Consider the following 18096-nt stretch of genomic DNA (forward strand, 5'->3'; position numbering starts at 1 on the left):
GCCAAGGTCAGGCAACGACGCCGCGGCAGGCCCAGGCGACATTGGCAAAGGACCTCGGGCCGTCGGGCCGGCCGGCCTCATAGGCGTCGCGCATGGCGGCGTCGGTGCGCGCCCGCCCTTCCGGGTCGAGCGCGGCCACATACTTGCCGAGCGGCCCTTCGCCGGCGGCAATCGGCGCCCAGTAATCATCGAAATTTTGGTAGTCCATGCGGATCATCAACTGGGTTTCCGTAACGTCGCGGAGACCCTGTTCGACAAAGGTCCGTTTCATTTCACCCGGCTGCATCATCGGCTGCGTGCAATAGCGGGCACGCAGCTGGCGTCCGCCTTCACTGAGCACCGCCACCGTGTCGATCATCATGCGCATCCCCGGCATGCCGCCGAGATGGTCCCATACCGTCGCCGCGACGACGCCGCCCGGCCGCACGACGCGGCGCATCTCGGCGACTGCCTTGGCGGCTTCCGGCACGAAATGGAGCACGAGCAGGGCCAGGGCACGGTCGAACGCGCCATCCTCAAAGGGCAGGGCGCAGGCATCCGCCTGACGGATTTTTATCCGCGGATCGGTGTTGCGCCGGATTGCCTCCTCGACGAAAACGGCCGAAAAGTCGATCGCCGCGACCTCACCGAGGTCAGCGGCCTTGACGAGCGCGAAGGTCAGACTGCCGGTGCCGCATCCGACGTCGAGGATCTTTTCGCCGTCCTTGAGGCCCGCGAAGCCGATGAACAGCGGCGCGAGCTTTTGGCTCCAGCGGCCCATAAGCTGCTCATAGCCGGCAGCATGGTGAACGTTGAAACTTGAAGTCATCGAAGCCTCCTCCCAAAGCCGTATGCTAGACTTCGGCAGCCGCTGACGAAAGCCACTTTTGGCGCGTGTTGGTTCGGCAGCCCGGAGCGCGCGAAGACATCGCCGGCCGGATTTGATGGCGCCGGCCAGCCAGCCTCCGTGGCCTCGACCACCTATTCGGCGGGCAACCCGCGGCGCTTCCATTCGCTGCGCGGCACCGGATTTCCAACACGAAAGGCAAACGACACGACTCTCGTCGCGTCCGGATCGACCTCGCAGCGAAAGCTCAGATCGTACCACTGCCCGTTTGCAGGGAACGGCGCACTGGCGACTTTCATGACCGTGCCGGCCTTCAGCCGATACTCAAGCAGGCTGTTTGGGAAATAGGGGGGCGACGCGTGCACCAATTGCTGTGCGAGTTCCGTGTTGCAGAGCTGACCGATCCGCACGGCGCGCGGCACATTTTTCATCGCGGATGTCGCTACCGGATCACCGGTTGCTGATTTCGAGAACAATCTCTTCGCTTCCTGAAGCTTCAAGGGCCTTTGCACTTTGGCGACATCCGCTGGCTTGGGCTTCGGCGGCGGTGATGCGCCAGGCGACGGAGCCTGGTCTTTCCCCTCGACCGCTGTCACGGCAGGTGGCTGTGCAAGATCCTGGTTACTGGGAACTTGCGGCGCTGGCGGTTGTTCCGAACCATCCTCCGCACTGTTGCCGTCCAGAGACTTGCGAGGACCGGCGTCCTTCTCACCGAATTGGAAGACAGGTCTCTGCGCGGCGACCTCACGGCTCGCCGGGGTCTCGACCTTGGCTTCCGGCTGCTTTTCCGGCTTGGGCGGTTCAGCGGGGGACGGAGGTTTGGTTTTTTCCGGCGGTTTAGGCGGCGGCACGATATCCACTGCGATGGCCTGCTCCTTCTTCGGCTGCGGGGGCGACAGCGGCAGTGCGGACAAAAGAAGCGCGGCGGCGAGCAAATGCACGACCGCGGAGGCAGGCAAGGCCCACCCGAATACCCGGCGCTGATCCCGTATGTCGTCCTTCATCGTAACCGGTGTGTGGAATGAAATATTGGCGGCATCAAGCATCGATGCCGCCGGACGTCGAAATAACCCGTTGCGAATCGAAAGTCGGCGGCTGCAACACGGCGCGGCATCCAATCGTGTGGCGTCGGCGTCCGCGCAGGGGACCGGGCCAGCAGCGCATGCAGCAAGTCGTTATTTCAGGCGGCTAGCAGGCACGCCCTGCCGGCACGGTGTCGCCGGTTGAAATCACAGGGAAACCGATAGCCCGCCGTCAACCGCCAGCACGTGCCCGTTGACGTAAGCGGCAGCGTCGGAGGCGAGAAACACCACGGCTCCGCCGAGCTCCTCAGGCTGGGCCCAGCGGCCCGCGGGGGTTCGTGCCTCGACCCATTTGGTGAAGGCCTCGTCGCGCATAAGTGCGGTGTTGAGCTCGGTGGCGAAATAGCCGGGGGCGATCGCGTTGACGGTGATGCCGTGACGGCCCAGCTCAGCGGCAGTGGAGCGTGTCAGCCCGTGCAGGCCCGCCTTTGCCGCCACATAGGCGTGAATGGTGGGACGGCCAAGGATCGCTGCGACCGATCCGGTGTTTATTATGCGCCCGAACTTGTTTGGCAGCATCAGGCGCACGGCGTCGCGCATCATGCGGAAGCAAGCCGACAGATTGACGGCAACCACATGGTTGAAATCCTCGTCCTGCCATTCGACCAGCGGTTTCCGATGCTGGATGCCGGCGTTGTTGACCAGAATATCGAGGCGGCCGTGGCGTTCGACGATTCCTTCGAGCGACGCCCTTGAGATCGCCGCGTCGGTGACATCGAACGGCAGGGCTTCTGCACCGATCCTTTCGGCGGCCGCGGAAAGGGCGGCCATGTCGCGCGCATTGACGATCACCGTCGCGCCGTTTTCCGCAAGTGCCTTGGCCATGGCAAAACCAAGACCACGCGAGGCACCCGTGACCAATGCGACACGGCCCTTGAGCGAGAACAATTCCGGCATTGAGATCCCCTATGAAAAGGGCGGGAGTTTCCTCCCGCCCAAAAGCACTATTTGGCGACGCAGGTGTCGGCTGTCTCCGGAGTGCAGACATCGAGGCCCGTGTAGGTGGGGTCGGCCGGCGGAGCCTTGCCCTCCTTCATGTCCTTCAGCGCCATCATCGTCTTGTAGCCCATCTCGAACGGCCGCTGGCCGACCTGGCCAAGGGAGAAACCTTCCTTCATCTGGTCGATCTGTACCGGAAGCGTGTCGGCAACGACAAGGGCCAGGGCTTTCGAGGCGATCTTGTCCTTGTACGGTGCGACCGCGGCGCGGTTGGCGTCGGGAATGAACTGCGGGAAGCCACCGGTTGGGACGAATGCGTCGAGGTTCGGGTTTTTCGCCATGATATCCTCGAACTGTTGCACCGAAAGCGGGAAATCATCGTTGGTGTAGAGCGGACAGCCTTCGATTTCGGTCCAGCCGTTCTGGCCCGTCAGCCGATCCCCGGGCGAGGCCGCCGATTTGGTGCCCGAAAGTGTATCGCGAATGCCCTGCATGCGCTCGTTGTGGTTGGCCGCCGCGGCGCCGCCGGACTGGATGCAGATCGTGCCGCCTTTGGGCTTGATCTGCATGACAAGCTTGGCGAGGTTCTCGCCGATCTCATAATTGTGCGTGCCGATATAGGCGACGCGCAGATCCTTGTTTTCGGGCAGGAGGTCGGAATCCCAGGTGAGGACCGGGATGCCGGCTTCCTTGGCGGCCTGCAGCGCAACCGCCATCGCCGCGGCGTTCGATGGCGACACGGCGATGCCGTCCACCTTCTTGGCCACGAGATCCTGTACGATCTGTACCTGCTCGTCGCCGCCGCCATGCTCGCCGGGGCCAATATACATGCACTCCACGGCGCCATTGGATTCGGCTTCGGCCTTCTTGCAGCCGTCGCGTGCCTGGTCGAAGAAAGGATTGTTCATGTTCTTCGGCACCAGGGCGAAGGTGTATTTCGCCTGGGCGCCGGAAACGGCGAGCACCATTGCGCCAAGCGCCACGGCGGCCGTCAGCAGATGTTTTTTCATGTGACGTTCTCCTCCTGGGTGTGATCCCGCAAGCCTCCCGCCGGCGGGTTTCTAGCGGCGTTTTTTGGGCATCAAGACTGCCAGCGACGCGGCGAGAATCGATTTGCCGCCGGTTTGCATGCCCAAAAGAACCGCAAGAACGATGAAGGCGCCGACGAAGGCACCCTGCCAGTTTGAATCGATGCCGGCCATCAGCAGCGCATTCCTGATCACCTCGAGGAAGGCCGAACCGATGATCGCACCGAAGGCCGTGCCGGCGCCGCCCATGAGGCTGGCGCCGCCAATGACTGTCGCGGCGATAACGCGCAGCTCGTAGCCTTGGCCCATGGCATTGATGGCCGAGCCGTTATAGCCGAGGAGCAGGAGCGAGGCGAGCGCGGCGGTGAAAGCCGAGAAGACATAGGCCTGGAATTTAATCCAGTTGACCGGAACGCCGGTGAGCCGTGCCGCCTCCTCATTGCCGCCGATGGCGAAGAGATGCCGGGCCCAGGCTGTGAAGTTGAATACGAAGCCGACAATCAGGGCCAAGATCACCATGGTCCAGAATTGTGACGACAGTTCTGGTATCCAATGCGGTGCCCAGTCGTTCGGACCATGCCGCGGCCATTTCCACTGACCGATTGCCTTCACGATCGGAGCATCGGGCCCGAACTGGTAGAGCATCTGGTTGGCCGAGAATACGACCGCCAGCGAGCGCGCGACGGACAGCATACCGAGGGTGACCACAAAGGACGGCATCCCGACATAGGCGACAAAGAATCCGTTGACCGCGCCACAGGCCAGACCGGAGAAAAGGCCCATGGCGAAGGCGACGTACCAGGGATAATGCCAGGTGAGGAACAGGCCGGCGACGATGACCACGAGACCCATGACGGAGCCGACCGACAGATCGATACCGCCGGTGATGATGACGATCGTCATGCCGAGGGCCATGATGCCGAAAGGTGCGAAATTGCGCGTCACATTGGCGACGTTTTCAGAGGTGCCGAAGCTCGGCTCCATCGCAGTCATCAACATGACGAGCGCGATGAGCGCGATCGTCACCCAGAAGGGCTGACTTGAAATCACACGTTGGAGAACTGTTTTTTCCTTGGTCGGGACGAAATCCGACATGGCCGGCCGGCCATGTTCTTCGACTGAGCCCTGAACGCCAACTGACTCCTGAACACTATTCGCCACGGATGGCCCCCGTTATCAGTCCAGTGATTTCCTCGGGCGATGTTTTGTCAGCTGGCTTGTCGGCAACTTTCGAGCCCCGCCTGAGGACGATAATGCGATCTGCCACGGCGAACACGTCAGGCATTCGGTGACTGATCAGCATGACGCCGACTCCTTGTGCTTTGAGGCGTCGGATCAGTTCGAGTACTTCCGCCACCTGGCGCACGGAGATGGCGGCCGTTGGTTCGTCCATCAGCACCAGCTTAGCATTTGAAAGCCGGGTCCGCGCGATGGCGACCGCCTGGCGCTGCCCACCCGACATCTTCCTGACGAGGTCGCGCGGCCGGGTTTCCGATTTGAGTTCCTTGAACAGCGCTGCCGAGCGATCGATCATCGCCTGCTTGTCAAGAATCCTGATCGGCCAGAAGCCTTTCTTGATCTCGCGCCCCAGAAAGACGTTCTGCGCGGCCGTCAGATTATCGGCGAGCGCCAGGTCCTGATAAACAACTTCGATCCCCTTGGCGCGGGCCTGCACGGGCTGGTGGAAGTGGCACACCTCGCCCTCGACTACAATTTCGCCGTCGCTCGGAGGAAAATTCCCGGCCACAGCCTTGACTATCGTCGACTTGCCGGCCCCGTTATCCCCCATCAGACCAACGACTTCGCCTCGCTCCACCTGGAAGCTGACGTCAGTCAGGGCCTGGATAGCCCCGAAATTCTTGGAGACGTGGCGAACCTCAAGCACCGGCATCGCGGTCCTCCCGGGACAACATTTATCGGTCTTGTCCCTGGTCAATGCACAGCAGCTAATCAGCGAAACGTATTCAACACAATCATTTATTAGGTCAGGCCTCCCGGCCGTAACGCGCCTCGTCCGAGTGTGACTTGTAGCTGCTGCAGAGCACCGAGGCGCTCGGCCGATCCTTACAACAGTCACCAGGCGATCCTCATGCTTGCGCCGGTTCATATCCGTTTCGGGTGAAATGAGTGGGCATTTTTCGAGCGGTGCCAACGCCTCGGGCATGGAGCGCGGCAGAACACGTCATTCAAACACACGAGGACAGTGGCCAAGCCTGTCCCTAGCGTGCGTCGGCCAGAGCGCACGTCAGGAGATGAACCCGCATTCGGGGGAGGCGAGGGTCAAGTGTTGAAAGTCCGCTCCTTAACGGCGCTGCACGAGAGGGATATTCGGTCATGAATTTCAAAGGTTTGATCAAGCGTGCCGAGACTGTGGAGAGAGCGTTCAAGGAGCTCGAAACCGATTTGGCGGATGCGTTTAGCGAATGTCTCAACGTGGACGATCAGTCGCCGTTGAACGACGTCACTGTTCCGGATGAGACTGTGTCGGATGAGAATCTCGCGGCAACGGATGACAGCTCGCAGCTCGAGGCCAATGCGGACGCCTTCGAGACCGCACGACGGCTGTCCCCCCATACGCAAACCCGGCTGGCTGCCTTAAGTGCGGTCGATGGGCTCTTTCACGACGCGCAGGAGTATCTGGGGGAGATCAATGCGAAACTGTCGGAGATCGCGACCTCGCATCATCTGACAGGCGAATTCCTAAAACTCCTCCACGGCGACATTCTTCGCGCCAACGAATTGGAGCTGGCAAATACCGGCCTGACCGCGCAGCAAAGAGTGCTGTCCGAACAGCTCCACGAAGCGACCAGAAAGCAGCGCGAGCGCGACAGCGCTATCGAGGCCCTGCAGCAGCACGAGGCGAGCCTGGTCGAGGACAAGGAAGCACTTCGCGGCGCGCTGGCGGCGGCAAGGCTGGAACTCGTCGTGGCAGGCAATGCGAGCGCAAAACGCGAAGCCGAGTTCGGCGAGCTTGTCAAAACGCTCTCGGCCAGAGCGGTCGAGGCCAACAGACGCTCGCGCGAGAACGAGATGCTGCGGGAAAAACATGTCAGCCTGTCGATCGACCTCGACAAGGCGCTGAAACGGGAGGCCGAGGCCCGGCACAGGCTGGACGAACTCTCGACTGTCCATGCCAATGACGCCGCGCAGGTTTCGGAACTGCTGGCCGCACTTGGCAAGAGCGAGAAAGAGGAGATGCGGCTGCAGAAATCGCTCGATATGGCGCAGGCAAAGCTATCGGAAATAACGGAAGCGGCCCGCCTCAGGGACGGTGACAGGGAAGCCGAGCTTTCACGCAGTGTCGCGGAGATGACCGGCTTGCGTTCTGAAATCGAGGACCTTCGATCGCGGCTGGAGGCCGCCTCCAACCAGAACAGCGAAGCCGCCAGCGAGATCGCCAGGCTCAAGGCCCAAGCGAGCGACGCGGTGGCCGAAAAGCAAATTGTCGAGCAAAAATTGTCCGCTCTCACGAAGGAGAGCGAAAACGACAAGATGAACCTTTCCGCAATCAGCGCGAATTTTTCGCAGCTTTCCCTGCAGCAGGCTTCCGAACAGATACAGTTCGACGTCCAGAGGCAGGAATGCGAGGATCTGCGAGCCGAAGTCGCGTCGCTTCAAGCCCGGGTCAAGGAACTGTTACCCTATGAGCGGCTCCACAAGGTCACCAACGCCAGACCGCGTGAAGACGGCGTGGTCGAGATCACCGCCGCGGTGGCGGAGAAGGCCCGCGCCAGCAGGCGGCGCCTCCGCCTGCGCGCTGCATCCTAGCTCAGGCGCGGCTGTCTGAAGGTCGACTGGTGCGAAGCGAACATCCATCGATGGGAGCGATCGTTGGGGCTGGCCTCCCCTGCGTCAGGCTGCAATAGTGGACGCCGGTGAGGCTGAGGGGGCTGAGCATGCGGCTATTCACAAACAGGAATCACCTCCGGTGGAGGATGTTGGCCTTCATCGCCCTCATTACGCTTTCGCCGAAAGCGGCGTCGGCCGACACCATTACACCCGACAGGATCGCCGCGGCCATTGCGAAGCTCGAATTGCTGGCCGAAGGCGTCGTCGCGGATGGTAGCGTACCTGGTCTCGCCATCGGTGTCGTGCATGGCGACGAGGTGATCTTCCTCAAGGGATTCGGACATCGCGAGGCCGGTAAGCCGGAGGCCGTCGACGCCGACACGGTCTTCCAGATCGCCTCGCTCTCCAAGCCGGTCTCCGCCACCGTCGTGGCGGCGCTGGTCAGCGACGGGATCGCTTCGTGGGATTCCAAGATCGCCGACCTCGATCCGGCTTTCCGGCTCGCCCAGCCCTATCCGACCAGCGAACTCACGGTCCGCGACCTGTTTGCGCACCGCAGCGGGCTTCCCGGCACCGCCGGCGACGACCTCGAGGACATCGGCTATGACCGCGCGGAGATCCTGCGCCGGCTGCGGTTCGTGTTGCCGTCATCGAGCTTTCGTGCCGGCTATTCCTACAGCAATTTCGGACTGACCGAGGGTGCCGTCGCGGCCGCGAAGCCGACGGGCAAATCATGGGAAGAGGTCGCCGAAGAGAAGCTCTACCGTCCGCTTGGAATGGCCTCGACCAGCTCCCGTCATTCGGACTTCATCAAGCACGCCAACCGCGCCGAGCTTCACGCCAAAATCGATGGCGCCTGGACCGCGAAAGTCCAGCGCTATCCGGATGCGCAGGCGCCAGCAGGCGGCGTCAGTTCCACCGCACGCGACCTCTCGCAATGGATGCGCCTTGTGCTCGGCAACGGGGTCTATGCCGGCAAGAGACTCATTGCCGCCGATGCGCTGGACCAGACACATATTCCCTTGACGGCTCGCGGCAAGAATCCCGTCTCCGGAGGCGAGGCCTTCTACGGCCTCGGCTGGAATATCGAATTCGGCCGGCACGGGCCGATCTGGGGTCACGCGGGCGCCTTCAGCGCCGGCGCACGCAGCCTGGTGATGCTCTTCCCCGAGGAGAAGCTTGGCATCGTCGTCGTCGCCAACGCCTTTCCGACAGGCGTGCCGGAGGGGCTGTCCGACAGCTTCGCCGATCTCGTTTTCGACGGAACGCTGGGGAAGGATAAGGTAAAGGCATGGAATAATATCTATGCGAGCATGTTCGGCCCGGTGATTGCGGCGGCCAAGGCCACCTATGCCGCGCCGCCCTCTCCAGCAAGTCCCGTCGAGCCGGCCAGGGCCTATGCAGGCCGTTACTTCAACGACTTCTTCGGCGAAGCTATTGTATCGGGCGAAGGAGACACTCTTGTCCTCAAGGTCGGGCCTGCCGGTGCGCGGTCCTATTCCCTGAAGCATTTCGACCGCGAGCTCTTCGTGACCTTCCCTGATGCCGAGATGCCGGACAGGCCCTCGGCCGTCAGCTTTGCGGTCGGCCCCGACGGCAAGGCGTCGGCCATGACCGTCGAATTTCTCGACGACAATCATCTCGGCACGCTGCGGCGCGTGGGAATTAGAGCAATTCCAGGAAAGTGCGGAGCGGCTTTCCGTCCATAATTGCGTAAAAACAGATATTTGGAGCGGGTCAGCGACTATCAAAAGCTGAACCGCTTTAGGTCAAAATTCAATCAGCTGGCTGCCGCCAACAGCCGAGATGGTCAAAAAGCAGTCAAGCTTATTATGGTAGGAATCGCCGATAGCGGATTCGACAAATCATGCAAAGACCGACTAACGAGACCAGTCGGCTTTCGTCCCAAATTGGAGACCAGCAGGTGGCCTGGGTGCAGAATTGGGTCTGGCTAGTTAATTGGAACCCGCTGATCGATGAACTCGGTCACATGGCTGGCGAGGCCCTTGATGTCGGATTGCGTAGGATTCTCGAAGACGAGCTCAAAGAAACCGATACAGATGCATCTCCACAGCGATGGGCATCGTGCCATTTCGATGGTCCCCGACCGATTGCCGCTTTGTTCGGAATTGATCAAGGAACAGACATTTTACTCGTTCGGATCGAGGTGCCAGACAACCTTTCTGTACGCGCCGAGACAACACTTGATCTGATGAAGTCATACGCGTTTGTGGCGCCTGACTGATCGTCCGCAATGGGTCGAACCTGGTCGTTGAGTGTTTGGCTCGTTCTCAACTCAAAGACGCCGGGCCGTACTGAAGCAATTTGAAGCAATCGCCGCTGCCCGATGTCGCCTTCGTCAGGAAGGGTTTCGACCGGTCGAGCCATTCCTGGTGCGATCTGGCATCGGCTTCGATTTCATTGGCCGGTGCAAGCTTGACGAAGCCGCGCCCGTTGCTGAAAAGCCAGCACGCGCGGCCGAGAAACCGCCTGCTGCGCTGGCGCAGCAGATCGGCATCATAAAAGACGTCGAGCACCTCCCGCTTGATCTTCCGCTCCTTTTCGGGATTGGCGATCGCAACCTCGATCGGCTCGCCGCCGATCGCATCCTGCAGGTCCTTGTAATCCAGGGCGATCTGGGTAGTGGCATATTTGATGTCGCTCTCGTCCCGGACGATGTTGAACCATAGCATTGGGTTGAGCTCGTTGACGACGAACGATGCTTCGAAATCGCGTGACAGATTGAGAATATCGAACCCCTGAACATCGACGTCGCGCTCGACCAGAAGGATCTGCGAAACCTGCTTGGCGAGCGCCGTTCCGTGGGCGCTGACGGCGGCATTGTTTCCGCCGTGTTCCGGACTGACATAGGCGCCGCCATCATCCAGCAGCGCGTCGAATTCGCCGAGGGCCTCCACGACAGCGCTGCCGCGGGCAACACGCGCCGCCAGTTTGGCGAGAACCTGCTGGAGCTCCGTTTCGCGTTTGCGCTGGTCCTGATAATTCTGCTGAAAAAAGAAGATGAACAGGGACACGCCAATCCCGATCAGGATCACGCCCAGCTGCGAAAAGATATTGCGATAATATTCCAGCAGCTTTTCACGATGGCGTACGTCGTCACGCACACTGTGCGCCACGCGAAGATTGACGATCAGCGAAACGACCAGGAGCCCGGCACCGACCAGGATCAGGCCACCGATCAGCAGGTAGCCATGTCGTGAGTTGAAGTCCATTCCTTTGCCGCGCTCCCGAAACCCCAGACAGCGCAGACTAATACCATTCCGCCTCAACACCTACGATCATCCCCACCATTCGGCCACTGTTCTTACAGCCAGGACTATGCTCGCCATCCGCCTCGTTTCGTGGCGGTCTTCTCGCAGCCGGATTCAGGCCGCGTGCTTGGAACCAATGACGGGCGAGACTGTTCAGCTATGACTTTGATACGACGCCGACGTGCCCGGCCGGCTGGGCATGCGGCGATCTTGAGGAGTTCTCATCATGAAGATTTCGTCCAGATTTCGTTCAGTCGCAGTTGCCGTCATCGCTGCGGCGGCAGTTAGCTTTGCCAGCGTCGCGCATGCCGACAGCGGTACGATCCGCTTCGCCGTCTACAAGGCGGCCTTTTTCATCGGCGGCTCCGGAGGCGAGGGCACACTGACCTTCCATGGTCGCCGATATCCCATCTCGGTCGGCGGCATCTCGGGCGGCCTCGCCTTCGGCGCCTCCAAGACCTATTTCAAAGGTACCGTGCGCCACATACGCCGCGCCCGGGATGTGACGGGGGTGTACGGTGCAGCGGGCGGTGGCGGCGCGCTCGGCAAAGGAGCCCAGGTGATCGTCATGACCAATGACAAGGGTGCCCAACTCGAACTCACGGGCAGGCAGGTAGGCCTGCAAGTCAATGCCGATCTCAGCGGTATGAGCATCTCGCTGAAATAAGGACAGTCACTGCATTCGTTATTCCTTGGATGGGCCGGATTTGGCCGCTCCAAACCGCAGCCCATCCATCAGCAGCGACACCAATCGGCGCGAGCGGTCGCGCCAGTCCTTGGTGTCCGGGGCCGAATAGATGCCGCCCAGCGCATGCAGCACGTCGGAGGCATCGACATCGCCGCGGATCGAGCCGTCGGCGACCGCGGCATCGATCAGCCGCCGCAAGGCGAGCGTCACCCTGCCGGAAACGTCGGAGAACAGGGTTGAGTTGGTCGTGAGCAGGATGCGCAGGCTTGTCGACAGCCCGCGCTTGGTGGCGATGTAGTCGACGAAGCGCTGCATCCATTGTTCGAGCGCCATGTCGGGCGCATGATCGCGGGCGAGTTCGTCGGCCGCCTGGCACAGTCCTTCCACTTCGCGCCGATAAACCACCTCGACCAGGTGCTCGCGGGTTGGGAAATGCCGGTAGAGCGTGCCGATGCCGACGCCGGCCTGGCGCGCAATCTCCTCCAGCGAGGCATCGACGCCTTGCGCGGCAAAGGCTTTTGCCGCGACCTCGACCAGCGCATCGCGGTTGCGCTGCGCGTCGGCGCGCAGCGGTTTTGCAACGGCGGCTTCGGTTTTGTCTCCAGAAATGACGGGCGGCTCCGCGGCCAATTTTTTCTCCAGTGTTGATCCGAAGCATAACCGGACAGGCAGGCCCCGTTTCAAGAACGCAGACGCTTCCACCTTCGTTACGTCTCCGACAAATATAATCGCAAGTAAATATAATCACAGGATCGAGTCTGGGCCGGCGTTCCGGCAGGCGGAGGCATCTTGCCCTCCTCCGGTGCACGGCCGGTGGATGACGTCCGGTGGATGACGACGGAGGATATTTCCTCGCGGCCGGCACTCGTCATCTGTTCGGCCGATGCCGTGGGGCAAAAATGAGCCCACGTTGAGCACGATCCCCTCAGGATCATTGGACTGTCCTGCCCCTACAGACAGTTCAGAGAGCACCACCGGCTTGGGCCGGTGGTGCTTTTTTGTCTCCAGGCATGACGGCCGGCTGCCCTGCCAATTTCCTCCAATTTTGATCATTTTCGATCCTGGGCTTGAACAGGGCGGAGCAGGCCCTTAGGTAATAAGCGGAGGCGCCTCCGATTGTGGAGCGCCTTTCTCATGTAATCACGGGATCGGGTATGTCACGTCTTTCGACCTCGCAAGCCGCAGCCTTCCCGGAGCTCGCGCCAAGTCGAACCGACCCCCCTCTGCCCTGCCGGGCATCTCCCCCGCAAGGGGGGAGATTAGCTCACCTAGCCATAAGCTGATCTTGCCGCTCGCTGGCCGGGCACCAGATTATCCCCTCCCGCGTCAAGCAACTGGAGCCAGACGCCCCATGACAAGCAAAACCCGAACTCCAATCCAACTTCGAATCAACGGACATCGACATGAGCTGGAGGTCGAACCGCGCGTTACCCTGCTCGACGCCTTGCGCGACCATCTCGGCCTGACCGGCACCAAGAAGGGCTGCGACCAGGGCCAGTGCGGCGCCTGCACCGTTCATATCGACGGCCAACGCGTGCTGGCCTGCCTGACGCTTGCCACTCAGGCTGAAAGCAGGGACATCACCACCATCGAAGGGCTTGCCGGGGAGGATGGCACGCTGCATGCGGTGCAGGCCGCCTTCCTCGAACAGGATGCCTTCCAGTGCGGCTATTGCACGCCGGGCCAGATCATGTCGGCGGTCGCCTGCATTCGCGAAGGCCATGCCGGCTCGGATGAGGAGATCCGCGAATACATGGCCGGCAATCTCTGCCGCTGCGGCGCCTATCCGCATATCGTCGCCGCCGTGCGCCAGGCGGCCGTGGAGGCCGCGTCATGAGGGACTTTTCGTATCTCCGCGCCGGCTCCGTCGATGCAGCCCGTGAGGCAGCAGCACTTCCCGGCGCCATGCTTCTGGCCGGCGGCACGACGCTTGTCGATCTCGCGAAATGCGGCGTTGCCGAACCCGAGACCGTGGTCGACATCACCCATCTCAAGGGACTGGACACGATTGCCGTTGATGACCGGGGCGCCACGATCGGCGCGCTGGCCAGGATGAGCCGCGTCGCCGACCATGCCGATATCAAGAGTCGGTTCCCCGCAGTCTCGGAAGCATTGTGGCAGGCGGCGTCGGCTCAGCTGCGCAACATGGCGACGATCGGCGGCAATCTGATGCAGCGTACGCGCTGTCCCTATTTCCGCGATCCGGCGAATTTCCCCGCTTGCAACAAGCGCTCGCCCGGCAGCGGCTGCTCGGCGATCGGCGGCGTCACCCGCGGCCATGCCGTGCTCGGCACCAGCGAGGCCTGTATCGCCACCTATCCCGGCGACCTGGCGGTTGCACTCGTCGCCTTCGACGCGATCGTCCATCTCGGCGACCGTCAGGTCGCCGTCGATGATTTTTTCCTGTTGCCTGGCAGCACGCCCGAAAGGGAACATGCGATCGAGCCCGGCGAGATGATCACCGCGATCAGCATTCCCGTTTCGGCCGCCGCCCGCGGCTCGACCTATCTCAAGGTCCGCGACCGCCAGTCCTATGAATTCGCCGCGGCAAGTGCTGCGGTCGGCATTGAATTCGAGGCCGACGGAAGGACAATTCGCGATCTGCGCGTCGCGCTTGGCGGCGTTGCCACCAAGCCATGGCGCGCCCTTGCCGTCGAAGAGGCGCTGAAAGGCAAAGTGCTCGAGCCGGAGGTCGTCAGGCAAGCCAGCCTGCTCGCCGTCGAGGGCGCCGTCGACCATGGCGCCAACCACTACAAGATCGAACTGGCGCCACGCGTCGTCGCCCGCGCCATCCTCAAAATGGGAGAAACGGCATGACCGTTCACGAGTTGAGAACAAGACCCGGCGATGCCAAACGCGGCGACGCTTCGGACGGTGCCGTCCTCGCCGATCAGGTCGGCGGCCGGCTGTCGCGCGTCGACGGCCCGGCCAAGATCACCGGTGCCGCCAAATACGCCGTCGAGCAGCAGCTCGAGGGGCTTACCCATGCGGTGCTGGTCGAGAGCACCATTGCCGCCGGCCGGGTGCGTTCGATCGACACGACCGCGGCCAAGGCGTCGCCCGGCGTGCTGCTGGTGCTGACGCCCGACAACATCCTGCCGCTGAGAACCGCAACGGACTGGCTGGGCACGCCGCCGCCGGACGTCGCCTATTGCCCGCTGGCGCGCGACATCACCTTCAGCGGCCAGCATGTCGCGGCGGTGGTGGCAGAGAGTTTCGAGCAGGCGGTCGCCGCCGCGACGCTGGTCAAGATCGCCTATGACGAGGCGCCGGCGATAGTCGACCTCAGCGATCCAAAGGCCGGCGACGGCATCCCGGTCGATGCGATGACCAAGGAATGGGGCGAGGCGGAGACAGCGTTCGCCTCGGCTCCGGTCAGGATCTGCAACGCCTACAACACGCCGCGCGAATACCAGGCGCCGATGGAGCCGCATGGCCTGATCGCAAAGTGGCAGGGCGACCAGCTGACGGTCTGGGAGCCGAGCCAATGGCTCGACGGCATGGCGCGGACCTATGCCGAATGGTTCGGCGTGCCGTTCGAGAATGTACGACTGGTCTCGCCCTATATTGGCGGCGGCTTCGGCTCCAAGGCGTTTGCCTATGGCTACGGCGCTGTAGCGGCAGTCGCCGCGAAAATGCTGGGACGGCCGGTGAAGCTGGCGGTCACCAGGCCGCAGACCTTCACCGCCTATGGCGGACGGGCGGCGACGCGCCAGACCGTGGCGCTCGGCGCCAACGCTGAGGGTCAGATCCAGTCGATCGTGCATCGCGGCGTCAACGAGACCTCGGTCGACGGCATGTGGGTCGAGCCGCTCGGCTCGGTCACCTCGGTCATGTACGCGACGCCGAATTTCTCGTCGCGGCAGAACGTCGTGCGAGTCAACACGGTGGTGCCGGGGGCATTGCGCGCGCCGGGCGAGAACCCGAGCGCCTTCGGCATCGAAAGCGCCATCGACGAGCTCGCCTATGAGGTCGGTATCGACCCGCTGGAAATCCGTCTCAGGAACTATGCCGAGCAGGATCCGCATGCGAAGAAGCCGTGGTCGACACGGCAGCTGCGTGAGGCCTTCGCGGCCGGCGCCGCAGCCTTTGGCTGGTCGAAGCGGAACCCCCGGCCGCGTTCGATGCGCGACGGCAACCAGTTGATCGGCTGGGGTGTCGCGGCAGGCACGTACCCGGTGCGGCGCGCCTATGGCGAGGCGGTCGTGCGCATTCTCGCCGACGGCTCGGTCGAGGTCGAAAGCTCATCGATCGACATGGGGCAGGGCACCTACACGATCCTGGCGCAGACCGCCGCCGAGGTGGTGGGCGTGCCGGCGGAAAGCGTCGTCGTCAAGCTTGGCGATTCCCGCTATGCCCGTGCCGGCGTCACCGGCGGTTCGCGGCTGGCCGGGGTGATGACCGGCGCCGTCCACAAGGCGGCGAGTGCCGCGCTCGACCAACTGATCGGGCTCGCCATCAGCGATCCGGCTTCGCCGTTCCATGCGCTGCAGGCCAACACGCTCGTCGTCGCCAATGGCCGCATCGCTTCACCGCGCGGCAACGGCCCTGAAGTTTCCATCGCCGAACTGCTCAGCAGCGTCGGGCGCGAGCATATCGAGGCGAAGGGCGACACCATGCCGGCCAATTCGACGGTCGAGGACCGCTACAAGAACTACACCACCATAGCCATGGCGCTGCCGCACACCGAGGGCGACTATTCCCGCCACAGCTGGTGCGCGCATTTCATCGAAGTCCGCGTCGACGAGGACTTTGGCACGGTTCGCGTCTCCCGCGTGGTGTCGGCGCTGGATTCGGGCCGGCTCTACAATCCCAAGCTCGCCGAAAGCCAGTGGAAGGGCGGCATCATCATGGGCATCGGCCAGGCGCTGCTCGAGGAAGGCATCGTCGACCGCCGCCACGGCCGCATCGTCAACAACAACCTCGCCGACTATCTCATCGCCACCAATGCAGACATTCCCGACATCGAGGTGATCTCGGTCGGTATTCCCGATCCGCATTCCTCGGTGCTGGGCGGCAAGGGGGTCGGCGAGCTGGGCATCGTCGGCGTGGCGCCGGCGATCGCCAACGCGGTATTCCACGCCACCGGGAAACGGGTGCGGGATCTGCCGATCACGCTGGAGAAGCTGATTTAGGCGGAGGCGGTAGAACTGCCAATCCCCTCTCGTGGGGGAGATGCCCGGCAGGGCAGAGGGGGGCGTGAAGGATCGCCGGCGTTCAGTTCAACTTGATGAGCTGAGAACCTCACGTCGGTGCGCGAACTGCTATTGCCTGATAGGCTGGAGGGAGAGCGCCCCCCTCTGTCCTGCCGGACATCTCCCCCACGAGGGGGGAGATCGGCAGCTTCAACGCCGCTCCTTTTTCAGGCTCACCACGACAGACTGAACGCGAGCTTGCCGAAATGCCGGCCGCCGGCCGCCATGTGGGCGTAGGCCTCGGTCGCCTGGTGCTGGCCGTAGACCGTGTCGATGACCGGATCGATACGGGCGGCGCCGATTGCGCGCGCCGCGTCGCGCAGGTCGGATACTGAACCGGTGTTGTTGCCCACAACCTTGAGTGCCTTGATGATGATCGGCAGCAGGTTCGTGGTGGCCTCGGCGCCGGTGACGAAGCCGATGGCGAACACCGTGCCGCCGGGCGCCGCGGCATTGATAGAGCGGGCGAAGGTCGCCGCGCCGCCGGTTTCGACGATCAGGTCGGCGCCGAGCCCGTCGGTCAATTCGAGCACCTTGGCGTCCCAGTCCGTTGTTTCGCGGTAATTGATGAGGTGATCAGCACCCAAAGCCTTGGCGCGGGCCAGCTTTTCGTCCGACGACGAGGTGATGATGACCGTGGCGCCGGCTGCCTTGGCCAGCTGCAGGGTCAGGATCGAGACACCGCCGGTACCGAGCAGGACGACGACCGACCCCGGCCCGGCATCGGCGGCGCGAAGCGCATTCCACGCGGTGGTGCCGGCGATCGGCAGCGTCGCTGCCGCTTCGAAGGACAAATGCGCAGGCATCGGCACGACGGCATTGGCCGGCAGCGCGACATACTCGGCGAGCGAGCCGGGGAGCGTCAGGCCGCGCATCTCTCTGGTCTCGTAAGGCCGCGGACGGCCGCCGATCCAGCGCGGTTTTGCATGGGCGATGACGCGGTCGTTGATGGCGAGCTTCGACACGCCCTCGCCGATGCCGACGATCTCGCCGGCGCCGTCGACGACGGGAATGAGCGGAAAGCTCGGACTTGGATAGTTGCCGCTCGCTATCGCGACATCGACAAAATTGAGGCTTGCGGCGCGCAGGCGGATCAGCACTTCGCCGCGCTGCGGTTCAGGCGTGGGAACGGTGGCCGCGCGAAACGCGTCCAGTCTCGGGGCAGCCAGTTCGATCGCTTTCATGTCTCACTCCGGTTGATGGCCGATTGACGGGCCGGGATTGAGTGAAACTAGCTGCTGCGTTATTGGTATATAATCCTTGGCTTTTACATTTGA

16 protein-coding genes are annotated in these 18096 nt (G+C 62.7%); 7 read left to right on the forward strand and 9 right to left on the reverse strand.

Features of this window, described 5'->3' with window-relative positions; translation table 11 throughout:
- Positions 1 to 7 precede the first annotated feature (7 nt).
- The 6 genes from NKJ32_RS09985 to NKJ32_RS10010 all read right to left on the reverse strand — a co-directional run bounded on the left by NKJ32_RS09985 (position 8) and on the right by NKJ32_RS10010 (position 5766).
- Positions 8 to 808, reverse strand: a complete 801-nt coding sequence (locus NKJ32_RS09985) for a class I SAM-dependent methyltransferase (protein ID WP_352827466.1) — start codon at positions 806 to 808, stop codon at positions 8 to 10.
- Between the two features lie 152 nt (positions 809 to 960).
- Positions 961 to 1872, reverse strand: coding sequence for a DUF930 domain-containing protein (locus NKJ32_RS09990; RefSeq protein ID WP_352569147.1), 912 nt, complete (start codon positions 1870 to 1872; stop codon positions 961 to 963).
- Between the two features lie 183 nt (positions 1873 to 2055).
- Entirely contained in the window at positions 2056 to 2805 is a 750-nt protein-coding gene (locus NKJ32_RS09995) for a glucose 1-dehydrogenase (RefSeq protein ID WP_352451446.1), read from the reverse strand.
- 47 nt (positions 2806 to 2852) lie between these two features.
- Entirely contained in the window at positions 2853 to 3857 is a 1005-nt protein-coding gene (locus NKJ32_RS10000) for a sugar-binding protein (protein WP_352489989.1), read from the reverse strand.
- Between the two features lie 51 nt (positions 3858 to 3908).
- The gene (locus NKJ32_RS10005; RefSeq protein ID WP_023677317.1) at positions 3909 to 4970 is read right to left on the reverse strand and encodes an ABC transporter permease; all 1062 of its coding nucleotides are present in this window, start codon (positions 4968 to 4970) and stop codon (positions 3909 to 3911) included.
- A gap of 55 nt (positions 4971 to 5025) precedes the next feature.
- The gene (locus tag NKJ32_RS10010; RefSeq protein ID WP_023677318.1) at positions 5026 to 5766 is read right to left on the reverse strand and encodes an ATP-binding cassette domain-containing protein; all 741 of its coding nucleotides are present in this window, start codon (positions 5764 to 5766) and stop codon (positions 5026 to 5028) included.
- A gap of 443 nt (positions 5767 to 6209) precedes the next feature.
- Here NKJ32_RS10010 and NKJ32_RS10015 point away from each other — a divergent pair, with 443 nt between their 5' ends.
- The 3 genes from NKJ32_RS10015 (at position 6210) to NKJ32_RS10025 (ending at position 9909) form a co-directional block, all read left to right on the forward strand.
- Positions 6210 to 7643, forward strand: a complete 1434-nt coding sequence (locus NKJ32_RS10015) for a coiled-coil domain-containing protein (RefSeq protein WP_352587111.1) — start codon at positions 6210 to 6212, stop codon at positions 7641 to 7643.
- Positions 7644 to 7771: 128 nt separating this feature from the next.
- A complete protein-coding gene (locus NKJ32_RS10020; RefSeq protein WP_352827469.1) occupies positions 7772 to 9373 on the forward strand; it encodes a serine hydrolase in 1602 nt (533 codons plus the stop codon).
- A 215-nt stretch (positions 9374 to 9588) separates the two neighbouring features.
- The gene (locus NKJ32_RS10025) at positions 9589 to 9909 is read left to right on the forward strand and encodes a hypothetical protein (protein WP_352569150.1); all 321 of its coding nucleotides are present in this window, start codon (positions 9589 to 9591) and stop codon (positions 9907 to 9909) included.
- 46 nt (positions 9910 to 9955) lie between these two features.
- Here the strand turns inward: NKJ32_RS10025 and NKJ32_RS10030 are convergent, their stop codons facing one another.
- Positions 9956 to 10897 (reverse strand): hypothetical protein, encoded by a 942-nt coding sequence (locus NKJ32_RS10030; protein WP_352569151.1) that lies wholly within the window; start codon positions 10895 to 10897, stop codon positions 9956 to 9958.
- 265 nt (positions 10898 to 11162) lie between these two features.
- Here NKJ32_RS10030 and NKJ32_RS10035 point away from each other — a divergent pair, with 265 nt between their 5' ends.
- On the forward strand, positions 11163 to 11603 hold the full coding sequence (locus NKJ32_RS10035; protein WP_352451439.1) for a lipid-binding SYLF domain-containing protein: 441 nt from the start codon (positions 11163 to 11165) through the stop codon (positions 11601 to 11603).
- 18 nt (positions 11604 to 11621) lie between these two features.
- Here the strand turns inward: NKJ32_RS10035 and NKJ32_RS10040 are convergent, their stop codons facing one another.
- Positions 11622 to 12254, reverse strand: a complete 633-nt coding sequence (locus tag NKJ32_RS10040) for a TetR/AcrR family transcriptional regulator (RefSeq protein ID WP_023677324.1) — start codon at positions 12252 to 12254, stop codon at positions 11622 to 11624.
- A 721-nt stretch (positions 12255 to 12975) separates the two neighbouring features.
- On the opposite strand from NKJ32_RS10040, the gene NKJ32_RS10045 reads away from it, so the two are divergent.
- Genes NKJ32_RS10045 through NKJ32_RS10055 form a run of 3 tightly spaced genes read left to right on the forward strand, consistent with a single transcriptional unit; the run spans position 12976 to position 16759 of the window.
- A complete protein-coding gene (locus NKJ32_RS10045) occupies positions 12976 to 13461 on the forward strand; it encodes a (2Fe-2S)-binding protein (protein WP_031211962.1) in 486 nt (161 codons plus the stop codon).
- Positions 13458 to 14441, forward strand: a complete 984-nt coding sequence (locus NKJ32_RS10050; RefSeq protein WP_352569152.1) for an FAD binding domain-containing protein — start codon at positions 13458 to 13460, stop codon at positions 14439 to 14441. The genes NKJ32_RS10045 and NKJ32_RS10050 overlap by 4 nt, the downstream gene beginning before the upstream one ends.
- Complete coding sequence (locus tag NKJ32_RS10055; protein WP_352827472.1) at positions 14438 to 16759, forward strand: xanthine dehydrogenase family protein molybdopterin-binding subunit; 2322 nt, start codon at positions 14438 to 14440, stop codon at positions 16757 to 16759. The genes NKJ32_RS10050 and NKJ32_RS10055 overlap by 4 nt, the downstream gene beginning before the upstream one ends.
- 233 nt (positions 16760 to 16992) lie before the next feature.
- Here the strand turns inward: NKJ32_RS10055 and NKJ32_RS10060 are convergent, their stop codons facing one another.
- The gene (locus NKJ32_RS10060; protein WP_352827474.1) at positions 16993 to 18003 is read right to left on the reverse strand and encodes a zinc-dependent alcohol dehydrogenase family protein; all 1011 of its coding nucleotides are present in this window, start codon (positions 18001 to 18003) and stop codon (positions 16993 to 16995) included.
- Between the last annotated feature and the right edge of the window lie 93 nt (positions 18004 to 18096).

The organism is Mesorhizobium sp. M0159 (assembly GCF_040322295.1).
Taxonomy (GTDB): domain Bacteria; phylum Pseudomonadota; class Alphaproteobacteria; order Rhizobiales; family Rhizobiaceae; genus Mesorhizobium.

What these genes read in the sequence shown, in the direction of transcription:
- NKJ32_RS10060 (WP_352827474.1), bottom strand. Translation starts at nt 18,003, where the DNA reads ATGAAAGCGATCGAACTGGCTGCCCCGAGACTGGACGCGTTTCGCGCG.
- NKJ32_RS09985 (WP_352827466.1), bottom strand. Translation starts at nt 808, where the DNA reads ATGACTTCAAGTTTCAACGTTCACCATGCTGCCGGCTATGAGCAGCTT.
- NKJ32_RS10055 (WP_352827472.1), top strand. Translation starts at nt 14,438, where the DNA reads ATGACCGTTCACGAGTTGAGAACAAGACCCGGCGATGCCAAACGCGGC.
- NKJ32_RS10010 (WP_023677318.1), bottom strand. Translation starts at nt 5,766, where the DNA reads ATGCCGGTGCTTGAGGTTCGCCACGTCTCCAAGAATTTCGGGGCTATC.
- NKJ32_RS10000 (WP_352489989.1), bottom strand. Translation starts at nt 3,857, where the DNA reads ATGAAAAAACATCTGCTGACGGCCGCCGTGGCGCTTGGCGCAATGGTG.
- NKJ32_RS10020 (WP_352827469.1), top strand. Translation starts at nt 7,772, where the DNA reads ATGCGGCTATTCACAAACAGGAATCACCTCCGGTGGAGGATGTTGGCC.
- NKJ32_RS09990 (WP_352569147.1), bottom strand. Translation starts at nt 1,872, where the DNA reads ATGCTTGATGCCGCCAATATTTCATTCCACACACCGGTTACGATGAAG.
- NKJ32_RS10005 (WP_023677317.1), bottom strand. Translation starts at nt 4,970, where the DNA reads ATGTCGGATTTCGTCCCGACCAAGGAAAAAACAGTTCTCCAACGTGTG.
- NKJ32_RS10015 (WP_352587111.1), top strand. Translation starts at nt 6,210, where the DNA reads ATGAATTTCAAAGGTTTGATCAAGCGTGCCGAGACTGTGGAGAGAGCG.
- NKJ32_RS10045 (WP_031211962.1), top strand. Translation starts at nt 12,976, where the DNA reads ATGACAAGCAAAACCCGAACTCCAATCCAACTTCGAATCAACGGACAT.
- NKJ32_RS10030 (WP_352569151.1), bottom strand. Translation starts at nt 10,897, where the DNA reads ATGGACTTCAACTCACGACATGGCTACCTGCTGATCGGTGGCCTGATC.
- NKJ32_RS10035 (WP_352451439.1), top strand. Translation starts at nt 11,163, where the DNA reads ATGAAGATTTCGTCCAGATTTCGTTCAGTCGCAGTTGCCGTCATCGCT.
- NKJ32_RS09995 (WP_352451446.1), bottom strand. Translation starts at nt 2,805, where the DNA reads ATGCCGGAATTGTTCTCGCTCAAGGGCCGTGTCGCATTGGTCACGGGT.
- NKJ32_RS10050 (WP_352569152.1), top strand. Translation starts at nt 13,458, where the DNA reads ATGAGGGACTTTTCGTATCTCCGCGCCGGCTCCGTCGATGCAGCCCGT.